Raw genomic sequence first — 11,776 nt, forward strand, 5'->3', positions numbered from 1 at the left:
CGGCGAACGTGAACGTGAGCCGGGACAGGATGCACAGCAACTGGCAGAGCGTGACGGAGCAGACCGGGATATTTGCGGGTCAGGGCGGCTTTGACGTGACGGTGGGTGAGCACACGCAGCTGAACGGCGCGGTCATCGGTTCCACCGCCACCGCCGGTAAGAACAGGCTCGACACCGGCACGCTGGGCTTCAGCGACATTGAGAACCACGCGGACTATAAGGTGGAGCACCAGAGCGCGGGGATAAGCAGCGGCGGAAGTATCGGGGGTGAGTTCGCCGGGAACATGGCGAACGGGATGCTGGCGGGGCTGAACGGCAGCGGCAGCGCCTCGTCGGTGACGAAGTCGGCGGTGAGCGAAGGCACGATCGTTATCCGCGCCCCGTCGAAGCAGAAGCAGGACGTGGCGGACCTCAGCCGCGACGTGGAAAATGCGAATCCGGGGCTGGACGTCATCTTTGATAAAGAGAAGGAGCAGAACCGGCTGAAGGCGGCGCAGCTGATAGGCGAAATCGGGGCGCAGGCGGGGGACATTGCCAGAACGCAGGGCCAGATAGCGGGCATGAAGGCGCAGCGTGACCCGGCAGCGCTGGCGGCGGCCAGGGAAGAGCTGGCCGGAAAAGGGAAGCTGAACCCGACGTCAGATGAGATAGCGAAGCAGGCTTACGACACGGCGATGAAGCCGTTCGGCACGGGTTCGGCACTTCAGCAGGGCATCAGCGCGGTAACGGCGGCGGTGCAGGGGCTGTCGGGCGGTAATGTTGCACAGGCGGTAAGCGGGGCGGCTGCGCCATACCTGGCAGAAAAGATACATGAGCTGACCACGGACGCGAACGGTAAGGTGAATACCGAAGCGAACCTGATGGCGCACGCGGTGCTGGGTGCGGTAACCTCCTATGCGGCGGGCAACGCGGCGCTGGCGGGCGCATCGGGCGCGGCGATGGGCGAGTACATTGCGCAGCAGCTGTATCCGGGTGTCAAGCGTGAGGACCTGAGTGAAGAGCAGCGGCAGACGATAAGCGCGCTGGGGACGCTTGCGGCGGGTCTGGCTGGCGGCGTCGCTGGTGACAGTACGGCGGATGCGGTGGCGGGCGCGCAGGCGGGTAAGAATGCACTGGAAAATAACGCACTGAGTGATATTGCGCAGGCGCAGGCTGAAGGAAAAACGCCGGAACAGAAGGCCGGTGAGTACGTTGAGGCGGAAAACGAGCGCTATAAAAAGGCCAACTGCGGCGGCATGAGTGCCGAAGCCTGCTCGGTGAAGATGTACACTGAACGGCGTGAAGCACTGAAAGATATGGCGTCAGCGGGTGTAGAGTTCGGTAGCGACTTCATCCCTGTTTACGGCGACATAAAGAGTTTTGCGGAAGCGCAGTCGGCTCTCGATTATTTGGCAGCGGTAGTCGGTATTATACCGGGCGCAGGTGATGTTGCCGGTAAGGCCATCAAAGCAGCAGAAACGGCACTGAAGAAAGGTGATGTTGCTGAAGCATCGAAGCTGATTAATAAGGCCAGCGATGAGATAAAAGTTAAAGCACTTGATGTTGGCTCTTATAAAGAGCTTAAAGCGCGTGAAGTGGTTGGTGATGGATTAGAGCATGACCATATTCCGTCTTTTGCCGCTATAAAAAAATCCAAAGAAATAGAGTTGGGACGCCCACTTACTGAGGCAGAAACAAAGAATCTTTATCAAAATTCTACAGCTGTTGAGGTACCTAAAGATGTTCATCAGGCAGGCCCTACTTATGGCGGTAAAAATAAATCATCGCAGGTAGAACTAGACGCAATGAATCTATGTGGTGCAGAATGTCGCGATACTGATTCATTAAGAAAGAATATGTTAGATAAGGGATATGATCCTGGGCTTGTTGATGATGCAATACAGCAAATCAAAGAAAGAAACCGTCAGATAGGGGTAACTAAGTAATGCCTGATTGGATGAAATTCATTGGCTCTCTTGGGAAGGTTGAAAATTCAATCGAGTTCATAGAACTTAATAGTACTATTGATGATGTTCCCATTGTATCCGAAGATTCTAAGGAATATGACGATCCTGCAGGTCATACAAAGTATTATAAATATGTAAAATCAGGGCTGGAAATTGGATTTAGAAAAGGAGTGATGAATCATGCCCATTTTTATTTTGATGGTTATGAAAACTATGCGCCTTTTCAAGGAAAACTACTGTCAGGCATATGCTCAAGTTGGAATGAGAAATCTGTACTGCGCATTTTAGGTGAACCTTCTGCCAGTGGCGGTGGGAATTCAGATATGCTTCTGGGTTATATTAATCGCTGGATAAAATACGAAAAAGAGAGTTACGCGTTACATCTGCAATTTGATCAAAATGATTTTTTATGCAGAGCCAGTTTAATGATTCATTGATGAATAGAAACCCCAGCTAACCTGCCTAATGCCGGTCAGTTAAGCTTTTAATGAATATAAAATCATGAATTTGCTTAAAAGGAAAACGAAGGAATCAGGGCTTCAGTCCTTTTTTACTTCATTGAAGGCCAGAATTATTGAGCCTCATTTCCTTAACTGACTAGCATTAAGCTAAACTGCCGGGGTTTTTTATTTATGAGTCAGCTAGTTATGCTGCTGACAGCACCATTATTATCCGCGATAAGGAAAAACAGGCGCAGGACGTTGCAGATTTAAGCCGCGACGTGGCGAATGCGAATCCGGGGCTGTACGTCATCTTCGATAAGGAGAAAGAACAGAACCGGCTGAAGGCGGCGCAGCTGATAGGCGAAATCGGGGCGCAGGCGGGGGACATTGCCAGAACGCAGGGCCAGATAGCGGGCATGAAGGCGCAGCAGGACCCGGCAGCGCTGGCGGCGGCCAGGGAAGAGCTGGCCGGAAAAGGGAAGCTGAACCCGACGTCAGATGAGATAGCGAAGCAGGCTTACGACACGGCGATGAAGCCGTTCGGCACGGGTTCGGCACTTCAGCAGGGTATCAGCGCGGTAACGGCGGCGGTGCAGGGGCTGTCGGGCGGTAACGTTGCACAGGCGCTGAGCGGCGCGGCCAGTCCCTACCTGGCGACAGAAATACACAAGCTGACAGAAGGCAACCCTGAAGCGCAGGCGATGGCGCACGCGGTACTGGGTGCGGTAACCTCTTACGCATCCGGCAACTCAGCGCTGGCGGGTGCGGCGGGCGGGGTCAGCGGCGAACTGATGGCGAAGCTGGTGATGAACCAGCTGTATCCGGGCAAAGCGGTTGGTGACCTGTCGGAAACCGAGAAGCAGACCATCAGCGCACTGGGTGCGCTGGCGGCGGGCCTTGCGGGCGGCGTGACCGGTGACAGCACGGCTGATGCTGTGTCGGGTGCGCAGGCGGGACAGAACGCCGTTAACAATAACCTGTTTGGCGGAACGGAAGACGGTCAGGAGACGTTCGTGCGGGAGCACGGTAAAAATATCGCGTCTTGCAGTACAGACCCAGGCTCAGCTTCCTGCCAGAAAGGGCTGGCGATGAATGATGCGCTGATGGTAGCGCTTCCGGCGGGTCTTGGTGGTGGTTTACTGGCAGCGGCCACACCTGAAATAGCGGCGGCGGCAAAAGCTGTAATACAAGCTTGCGCAGGAAATGTGATGCTGTGTCTGAATAATGCCGGTATCCAGATGTCGGAAGCTATCGTGCCGGGTGGTGTTGGGGCTGGCGGTGCCGTAGGTATCGGTAAGACAGCGGTCGAGGCGACGGCGGCGAAAGCTGAAGCTGCGGCGGCTAATGCGGCGAAGGATATTCCTTCAAATGTTGGCAAAATTAATGCCGGTAAGTTTGGTCAGATTGAATTAACTTCTCTTTCTAAAACTGGAGGCAATATTGATCCAGCGGCCAAATCTGGCAATTTTACCGTTGCAGGTAGGGCGTTACAAAAACATGGCAGCCGCGAAGGAAGTGTCTATCCTACCGCTAAAGGAACTCCTGCTCAAATCAATGAACAGGGACAGAAAATATTAGACGGTATAGTTAAAGCACCTGGAGCGTCTGTAAAAGAAGGAAATCGTTTTGGAGGATTTGATGTCATCGCCCCTGATGGTCGAGGGGAAAGATTTGACCCTCAAGGTAATTTTCGTGGATTTTTGGAACCGTAATTATGAATTGTAAGGATCATTTAAAAATTGTCATCGCTAGTGATGTCGATTATGAAAATCTAATAGCTGAAATTTATCGAGATGATGAATTTATTGCACTTTTACAACAAGAAGATGGGATAAACGATATAAAAATTGAATTTTCATCGGACGTTAGTCCAATGAATTTTGATTGGCTTCAGAATGCATTAAATGAAGCCAAGAGAAGACTATTAGAGCAGTAATATTATATCCCGGCCACTGAGCCGGGATTTTAATTTTATCAGTCAGTTACCTTTCAGTCACCAGTCGGACGATCAACTATCCCGGCCCGGTGAGCACCTCGATCTTCAGCCCGGTCGTAAAACCCATCGTCAGACGCGATCTGACGGTAACCGGCTCTGCGGTTGCCGCCGACCGGGACGTGAACCTGCGTGCCGGGCGCGACGTGGAGATCGGCGCGGCAACCGGGACCGACAGCCACTATCAGCTGGAGGAAAAGAAAAAGAGCGGCCTGCTGGGCAGCGGCGGCATCGGCTTCACCGTCGGCAAACAGTCGACCCGCCATGAAATCGATGAAAAGGGCACCATCCAGAGCCAGAGCGTCAGCACCGTCAGTCGGGTGACGGGCGGGTCAGCGCGCTGCAGAACACTCAGGCGGCGCTGAACGGGGTGCAGGCGGCGCAGGCATATCAGATGGACGGGCTGAACACGGCCTCAGCGGACGCACACAATGCCGCCAACAACCTGAAGCCGGGGCAGGACGGCTATCAGGCGGGTTCGACCAGCACCATCGGCGTCAGTGCCTCGTACGGCAGCCAGTCGTCGAAAAGCGAAACCCGTACTGAAAGCCGCCAGTCGCAGGGCAGCACGCTGACGGCGGGCCGGAACCTGACCGTCACGGCCACCGGCAAAAATGGCACGGCGCAGAGCGGCGACATCAGCATCACCGGCAGCCAGCTGAAGGCGGGCGGCGACCTGAGCCTGGCTGCGGCGCGTGACATCCTGCTGCAGTCGGCGCAGAACACCCAGCGCACCGACAGTCAGAACAGCAGCAAAGGCGGCAGCGCCGGGGCGGGCATCGGCGCAGGGTCGGGCGGCTACGGTATCAGCGTGTCGGCCAGCGTCAACGCGGCGAAGGGCAGCGAAAAGGGCAACGGGCTGACGCACAGCGAAACCACGCTGGACGCGGGCAGTCAGCTCAGCCTGACCAGCGGGCGCGACACGACGCTCACGGGCGCGCAGGCAAGCGGCAACAGCGTGAAGGTGGACGCGGGCCGCAACCTGACGCTGACGTCGGAGCAGGACAGCGACCGCTACGACGCGAAGCAACAGAGCGCCAGTGCGGGCGGCAGCTTCACGTTCGGCTCCATGACCGGCTCGGCGAGCGTGAACGTGAGCCAGGATAAAATGCACAGCAACTGGCAGAGCGTGGCCGAACAGACCGGGATTTTTGCGGGCAGGGGCGGCTTTGACGTCACTGTAGGTGAGCACACGCAGCTGAACGGCGCGGTTATCAGCTCGACGGCCACCGCCGATAAGAACCGGCTCGACACCGGCACGCTGGGCTTCAGCGACATTGAGAACCACGCGGACTATAAGGTTGAGCATCAGAGCGCGGGGATAAGCAGCGGCGGAAGTATCGGGGGTGAGTTCGCCGGGAACATGGCGAACGGGATGCTGGCGGGGCTGAACGGCAGCGGCAGCGCTTCGTCGGTGACGAAGTCGGCGGTGAGCGAAGGCACGATAATCATCCGCTACCCGTCGAAGCAGGTGCAGGACGTTGCAGAGTTAAGCCGCGACGCGGAGAATGCAAATCCGGGCCTTGAGGTTATCTTCGACAAGGAGAAGGAGCAGAACCGGCTCAAGGCGGCGCAACTCATCGGGGAAATCGGGGCGCAGGCGGGGGATATCGCCAGAACGCAGGGCCAGATAGCGGGCCTGAAGGCGCAGCAGGACCCGTCAGCGCTGGCGGCGGCGAGGGAAGAGCTGGCCGGAAAAGGGAAGCTGAACCCGACGTCAGATGAGATAGCGAAGCAGGCTTACGACACGGCGATGAAGCCGTTCGGCACGGGTTCGGCCCTTCAGCAGGGCATCAGCGCGGTGACGGCGGCGGTACAGGGGCTGTCGGGCGGTAACGTTGCACAGGCGCTGAGCGGCGCGGCCAGTCCCTACCTGGCGACAGAAATACACAAGCTGACAGAAGGCAGCCCTGAAGCGCAGGCGATGGCGCACGCGGTACTGGGTGCGGTAACCTCTTACGCATCCGGCAACTCAGCGCTGGCGGGTGCGGCGGGCGGAGTCAGCGGCGAACTGATGGCGAAGCTGGTGATGAACCAGCTGTATCCGGGCAAAGCGGTCAGTGAACTGACTGAATCAGAGAAGCAGACGATCAGCGCGCTGGGGACGCTGGCAGCGGGCCTGGCAGGCGGCGTAGTGGGTGGAAGCACGGCGGATGCGGTGGCGGGAGCGCAGGCGGGCCAGAACGCGCTGGAAAACAACGCGTTAAGTGATATTGCGCAGGCGCAGTCTGAAGGTAAAACGCCGGAACAGAAGGCCGGTAAGTACGTTGAGGCGGAAAACGAGCGCTATAAAGAGGTCAACTGCGGCGGAATGAGCGCCGAAGCCTGCTCGGTGAAGATGTACACGGAGCGGCGTGAAGCACTGAAAGATATGGCTTCGCTGGGCACTGACTTCGTGCCTGTTGTGGGTGATATCAAAAGCTTTGCTGAGGCACAGAGCGCGCTTGATTACCTTGTGGCTGCAATCGGTATCATTCCAGGCGCGGGAGATGCGGCAGGTAAAGCCATCAAGGCGGCACAAACGGCGCTGGCTAAAGGTGATGTAGCGGAAGCATCAAAACTGCTTAATAAAGCCAGTGATGAAATATCAGGATATTTACCGAGTCCTGGCCAAACATCTTTACCAAGTTCTGGAATTGGATCTAATGCTGCATTCTCAGTTAACAATGCACAATTAGGTAAAAAACTTGGAAAACACGTTGAAGATTTTGGTGGTAATGCATCGAACGCAGCAGATAGGCAGCGCGTATTAGATATTATCAATGATATCGGTTCTCATCCAGATAAAGTTATTGCTGGAAAGTTTGCGGGACAAGGTACTGACGTTGGTGCCAGTCGTGGAAATGTGTTTTTTAGGATAAAGGGTAATAATGTTGTTGTTACCAAGCCAGATGGTAGTTTCGTCACTATCCTTAAAGATGGTATTAATAATACATCAGTAAAAAATGCACTAAAGGGTGATCCGAAATGATTAATATTGTAAAGGGATATGAAGAATGGACTCGCAGTGTTGTTGAGAAAAAACTTCTAAGGGTTAATGGGGTAATTTATTCGCTTGAAAACCATGATTATATTCACCCTCAACAATTGCAGCTTGTTTTTTCAGAAGTTGAAGAGATGGAGAGCTTTAAATGTGGAAAGGATGGCTCGACGCTTGAATTAACAGACTTGCCTCTCCAGGGAAGTGATCTTGGTGAATATGGAAAAGAAACGGTTGTTGATATTTCACACATTTATCCGATCGTTAATTATATTGGAAAAATACTTTTAAAAGTATTTTTAATGTCTTCTTCATTAGAGGATGCATTTGTAGGTGTGAAACTTGTATTTGAAGGTGAATTAAGCCTCTTTATTATGAATGTTGGGGATGAAATAAATATGTTGGAATCTTTGTCGTCATCATATGAACAAGACGAAGGTATTAAATATCAACAGTTATAAATTAAAATCTGAACCTCGCTTTACTGACGTCCTTTTTTACTTTAATGAGCAGTTTTTCGCGTACAGCAGGTTGGGAGTAGAGAGTAAGGCGTAGTAGGCCATCGTCATCGGCGTGAGCACACGCAGCTGAACGGTGCGGTCATCAGCTCGACGTCCACCGCCGATAAGAACCGGCTCGACACCGGCACGCTGGGCTTCAGCGACATTGAGAACCACGCGGACTATAAGGTGGAGCATCAGAGCGCGGGGATAAGCACCGGCGGCGGCATCGGCGGTCATTTCGAAAGCAACATGACTCAAAACGTGCTGGCGGGGCTGAACGGCAGCGGCAGCGCGGAGAGCACCACGAGGTCGGCGGTGAGCGAAGGCACTGTCGTTATCCGCGATAAGGAAAAACAGGCTCAGGACGTTGCAGATTTAAGCCGCGACGTGGCGAACGCAAATCCGGGGCTGGACGTCATCTTCGACAAGGAGAAGGAGCAGAACCGGCTGAAGGCGGCTCTGCTGATAGGCGAAATCGGGGCGCAGGCGGGGGATATCGCGCGGACGCAGGGTGAGATAGCGGGCCTGAAGGCCCAGCAGGACCCGGCAGCGCTGGCGGCGGCCAGGGAAGAGCTGGCCGGAAAAGGGAAGCTGAACCCGACGTCAGATGAGATAGCGAAGCAGGCTTACGACACGGCGATGAAGCCGTTCGGCACGGGTTCGGCACTTCAGCAGGGCATCAGCGCGGTAACGGCGGCGGTGCAGGGGCTGTCGGGCGGTAACGTTGCACAGGCGCTGAGCGGGGCGGCCAAGCCGTATGTGGCGACGGAGATACACAGGCTGACGGAAGGCAACCCTGAAGCACAGGCGATGGCACACGCGGTGCTGGGTGCTGTAAGCTCTTACGCATCCGGCAACTCAGCGCTGGCGGGTGCAGCCGGAGCGGTCAGCGGTGAGCTGATGGCGAAGCTGGTGATGAACCAGCTGTATCCGGGGAAAGTGGTCAGCGACCTGTTGGAAACCGAGAAGCAGACCATCAGCGCACTGGGTACGCTGGCGGCGGGCCTTGCGGGCGGGGTAGTTGGTAACAGCACAGCGGATGCGGTGGCGGGGGCGCAGGCGGGTAAGAACGCGGTTGAGAATAATTTACTCGGCGGTAGTGAAGATGCTCAGGCTGCATGGATACGCCAGCATGGAATAGACATGGCAAGTTGTGCCGATGCGCCGGGTTCTGCAAGCTGCCAGAAAGCGATGAATGAACGAGATTCTGTTGGGCTGGCACTGGCAACGGGAAGTGTTGCGTTGCTACCTGGTGGTGCTCAGGTAATGTGGGGACTGGGTGCGGGCGCGAATGCAGGTATCGGTTATTTGATGGATGGCTCGATAGATCCGGCAAACGCAGCGATAGCGGGTTGGGTGAATGTTATCAGCATGGGTAATGGCCTTGCGGGTACCGTGGGCTGGAACGCCGCAGGTGGTGCGCTGGGTAACTGGATTGATGACAAAGATCCACTGTCTGGTGCGCTTATCAATGGTGCTGGATCTGGTATCGGCTATGGCATTGGTAAAGGGCTCTCATGGGGAGTCAATGCCGGGGCAAACTGGTGGAAAGGTGGCTGGGATCCGAAATTCAATCCAACGCTTCAAAAATATACTGATATTAAAGGAGAGTTTGGGCTTTCAAAAGAAATGACACCTGGTTATTTCCCCGGCATGGCTGGAGATATCGGTGGTAGCTTGGGCTCAGAGCTCAGCGGGAAGTATATAGAGCAGAAATCCTCTGAGGAGAACCTCAAAAAATGAGACAGCAAAATGTGTTTCTACACTTGGCTCTTTTTATCGTATTAAGCATTGTATCTATTTTTTTGACATCAATTACTTTATACATTGCAGGGGAGTTTTTGTTCTTTTTTTTCAAAGGGATACCAATAAATTTCACTATGGATAATATATTTCTGCTTTGCAAGATTAGTTTTAGTATCGGAAGCTTTGTCGGGGGAGGGATGTGGATAGCTCGGGTATTGAAATTAAAAAACTTCTAAGTTGTTGTTGAGAATAACTCGCTGTCCGGTGATCAGGCGCGTGCAACGGCGAAGCAGGTCGCTGAATCCCTGAAGGATCAGGTCAGGGAAAAGCTGGGCGAGGGTACAACGTCTTCCATTGCCAACGGCATTATAAACGCTCTTGCGGATACCGGCGATGCGGCATTAGGCGGAGCGGATTACGCTGCTGACGCAGCAATGGCGCTTGCGTCTTGCGCGACCGGGGACAGTTACTGCGGTACAGCGCTTAATGACCTGTCCGGTAAGAATCAGGCGGTAGCGGACAGCGTTAAGGCGCTGATGAGCAGTGATACCTGGTCTGCGGTTGCTGCCACAATCAAACAGGCATCCGAAGGAAACCAGGTGGCGCTGGAAGCTACGGGCGGCATGCTGGCCGGGATTATATTACCGGGTAAAAAAGTTCCACATGTGCCAAATGCTGGAGCCGTGGGAAATATGAAAGAATTTCTTACCCAACAGGGGCTTGGTGCTCAGATAAAAAATAGTGCTCAAAAAAGTAGTCAAATATATCAAGGTCAGAGCATTTATAAAGCAAGTAGTGACATTGGCGATGTGATAAAAAAAGGCGATCAATTCTATCTGGATGGGCAGCATAAAAATCATCTTGAAGTATTCGACAGTAAAGGTAAATTCAAGGCAGTATTAAATCTTGATGGGACTATTAATAAGGTTAAGACTGAAGCAGCTAAGGGAAGGAAAATATAATGCGGCAACTAGCAATGAGTAATAAGAAATTGCGAGGAATACCACGCAGATTAAGATCATTAAAGAGATGGTCGGAGTCGTACGCGTCTAAATTTCCAGAGATTAATTCTGAAGACTACTCTTATGGCTACTGGAATGTCAAAATCCCGGTGCATTTTTCACTGGTTCAAGGGAAGCAAACCAGTCGTGATGTTCAGTCATATTGTGCACAAGCATTGATAAATGCAGCATATGAAATTCATCAAGCTAAGCCTGCTAATGAAAATGATATAAGAGTTACGTGCAGTATTGTTTTGCCTGATATGTTTTCAAGTGAATTGTGTTTATTTACTTCTGAAGAGTATTTCGATATGCATACATCGCCGGGGGTTAATGTTTTTGGACAGTTAAGTTTACTGCGTGATAGAAGTTTAATCAGAGAGTGGGGTTTAAAATTACCGAGAGGTTTTTCAGAGTTAGGAATACTAAGGGTCTGTGAAAACGATGACGGTGAGCTTTATCATTCAGAGCACTGGTATATTGGTGAGGTCAGTAAAAAATAGACTTCTATTTTTTAGCGGAAGATCCCGGCCAACTTTCGGAGTTCGCTTCATACTGGCCGGGATTTTTACATTTAAGCCTTTAATCCTTCCGTTTACCTCCGCCGCAACCGAATCACACCGGACGCAGTGGTAACCTCCAGCTGTTCCGCCTCAGTGATACCGAAACCGGTCAGCCAGTCGCCGCCGATAATCACTTCGCCGTTATCCCGTACCCAGTCAGCTCCCGGATTTTGCCACTGCTGGCTGGCTTCGCAGAGTTCTTTCCACTCCGCTTCATCGGTCACGGTTGTCACTGTCAGCGCGTTATCCCGCAGCATCAGCCGGATCGGTGTGCCGGTGGTAAATCCGAGTGCGGCCAGCTGACCGCCTGTGATGGTCAGCTCCGGGACGGGTTCCTCAATAAAAGTGATGTTCATACGTTCTCCTCCGTGAGGTGAGTAGTGCGGATAATCAGCTGGCCCTGTTCGGCGATGATGCTGACCGGCTGGCCTTTAATAAATCCTAACTGTTCCAGCCATCGTCCTTTGATGGTCAGTTGAGGTAAGGGGTTCGGTCTGCCGCCGTTGGGGCGGTATCCGACGATGCTTTTGCGTGCTTGGGGTACAGCAGGTTCTGACGTAGAATCTTTTCCAGCCATAATTAACTCCTACCTAGTTAGTTG

12 protein-coding genes and 1 pseudogene are annotated in these 11,776 nt (G+C 53.4%); 10 read left to right on the forward strand and 3 right to left on the reverse strand.

The annotated features are described in order from the left end of the window. The 7 genes from F3I44_RS16095 to F3I44_RS16120 all read left to right on the forward strand — a co-directional run. A partial coding sequence (locus tag F3I44_RS16095) for a VENN motif pre-toxin domain-containing protein (protein ID WP_150019486.1) occupies positions 1 to 1,925 on the forward strand: 1,925 nt, incomplete at its 5' end. After that, the gene (locus tag F3I44_RS16100; RefSeq protein ID WP_150019487.1) at positions 1,925 to 2,383 is read left to right on the forward strand and encodes a hypothetical protein; all 459 of its coding nucleotides are present in this window, start codon (positions 1,925 to 1,927) and stop codon (positions 2,381 to 2,383) included. The genes F3I44_RS16095 and F3I44_RS16100, both read left to right, overlap by 1 nt. Positions 2,384 to 2,667: 284 nt before the next feature. Further along, entirely contained in the window at positions 2,668 to 4,101 is a 1,434-nt protein-coding gene (locus F3I44_RS16105) for a VENN motif pre-toxin domain-containing protein (RefSeq protein WP_223811685.1), read from the forward strand. 2 nt (positions 4,102 to 4,103) lie between these two features. Further along, positions 4,104 to 4,325, forward strand: a complete 222-nt coding sequence (locus F3I44_RS16110) for a hypothetical protein (protein ID WP_150019489.1) — start codon at positions 4,104 to 4,106, stop codon at positions 4,323 to 4,325. 89 nt (positions 4,326 to 4,414) lie between these two features. Then, a complete protein-coding gene (locus F3I44_RS24285; protein ID WP_368668629.1) occupies positions 4,415 to 4,747 on the forward strand; it encodes a hemagglutinin repeat-containing protein in 333 nt (110 codons plus the stop codon). Between the two features lie 29 nt (positions 4,748 to 4,776). After that, a complete protein-coding gene (locus F3I44_RS16115) occupies positions 4,777 to 7,353 on the forward strand; it encodes a hemagglutinin repeat-containing protein (RefSeq protein WP_368668630.1) in 2,577 nt (858 codons plus the stop codon). Next, on the forward strand, positions 7,350 to 7,823 hold the full coding sequence (locus tag F3I44_RS16120; RefSeq protein WP_150013397.1) for a hypothetical protein: 474 nt from the start codon (positions 7,350 to 7,352) through the stop codon (positions 7,821 to 7,823). The genes F3I44_RS16115 and F3I44_RS16120 overlap by 4 nt, the downstream gene beginning before the upstream one ends. Before the next feature lie 36 nt (positions 7,824 to 7,859). Here the strand turns inward: F3I44_RS16120 and F3I44_RS24180 are convergent, their stop codons facing one another. Then, a complete protein-coding gene (locus F3I44_RS24180) occupies positions 7,860 to 8,060 on the reverse strand; it encodes a hypothetical protein (protein WP_150013395.1) in 201 nt (66 codons plus the stop codon). On the opposite strand from F3I44_RS24180, the gene F3I44_RS16125 reads away from it, so the two are divergent. From F3I44_RS16125 to F3I44_RS16145, 3 genes and pseudogenes are all read left to right on the forward strand, one after another. Beyond that, positions 8,052 to 9,608 carry a VENN motif pre-toxin domain-containing protein gene (locus tag F3I44_RS16125; protein WP_304621876.1) on the forward strand — a complete coding sequence of 519 codons (1,557 nt, stop codon included), beginning with the start codon at positions 8,052 to 8,054 and terminating at the stop codon, positions 9,606 to 9,608. The two genes, F3I44_RS24180 and F3I44_RS16125, sit on opposite strands and share 9 nt — an antisense overlap. Positions 9,609 to 9,853: 245 nt before the next feature. Further along, positions 9,854 to 10,273: pseudogene (locus F3I44_RS24290) on the forward strand (hypothetical protein); the annotation flags it as partial. A 299-nt stretch (positions 10,274 to 10,572) separates the two neighbouring features. Beyond that, a complete protein-coding gene (locus F3I44_RS16145; RefSeq protein WP_150013387.1) occupies positions 10,573 to 11,115 on the forward strand; it encodes a DUF3916 domain-containing protein in 543 nt (180 codons plus the stop codon). 92 nt (positions 11,116 to 11,207) lie between these two features. Here F3I44_RS16145 and F3I44_RS16150 read toward each other — a convergent pair whose 3' ends face one another. Next, positions 11,208 to 11,531, reverse strand: coding sequence for a type I toxin-antitoxin system SymE family toxin (locus tag F3I44_RS16150; protein WP_150013385.1), 324 nt, complete (start codon positions 11,529 to 11,531; stop codon positions 11,208 to 11,210). Continuing rightward, entirely contained in the window at positions 11,528 to 11,752 is a 225-nt protein-coding gene (locus F3I44_RS16155; protein WP_150013383.1) for a SymE family type I addiction module toxin, read from the reverse strand. Before F3I44_RS16155 ends, F3I44_RS16150 begins: the two co-directional genes overlap by 4 nt. Positions 11,753 to 11,776: the final 24 nt, after the last annotated feature.

The organism is Pantoea sp. F_5 (assembly GCF_008631595.1).
GTDB classification, from domain to species: Bacteria; Pseudomonadota; Gammaproteobacteria; order Enterobacterales; family Enterobacteriaceae; genus Pantoea; species Pantoea gossypiicola.

What these genes read in the sequence shown, in the direction of transcription:
- F3I44_RS16100 (WP_150019487.1), top strand. Translation starts at nt 1,925, where the DNA reads ATGCCTGATTGGATGAAATTCATTGGCTCTCTTGGGAAGGTTGAAAAT.
- F3I44_RS16120 (WP_150013397.1), top strand. Translation starts at nt 7,350, where the DNA reads ATGATTAATATTGTAAAGGGATATGAAGAATGGACTCGCAGTGTTGTT.
- F3I44_RS16115 (WP_368668630.1), top strand. Translation starts at nt 4,777, where the DNA reads ATGGACGGGCTGAACACGGCCTCAGCGGACGCACACAATGCCGCCAAC.
- F3I44_RS16150 (WP_150013385.1), bottom strand. Translation starts at nt 11,531, where the DNA reads ATGAACATCACTTTTATTGAGGAACCCGTCCCGGAGCTGACCATCACA.
- F3I44_RS16155 (WP_150013383.1), bottom strand. Translation starts at nt 11,752, where the DNA reads ATGGCTGGAAAAGATTCTACGTCAGAACCTGCTGTACCCCAAGCACGC.
- F3I44_RS24180 (WP_150013395.1), bottom strand. Translation starts at nt 8,060, where the DNA reads ATGCTCCACCTTATAGTCCGCGTGGTTCTCAATGTCGCTGAAGCCCAG.
- F3I44_RS16110 (WP_150019489.1), top strand. Translation starts at nt 4,104, where the DNA reads ATGAATTGTAAGGATCATTTAAAAATTGTCATCGCTAGTGATGTCGAT.
- F3I44_RS16145 (WP_150013387.1), top strand. Translation starts at nt 10,573, where the DNA reads ATGCGGCAACTAGCAATGAGTAATAAGAAATTGCGAGGAATACCACGC.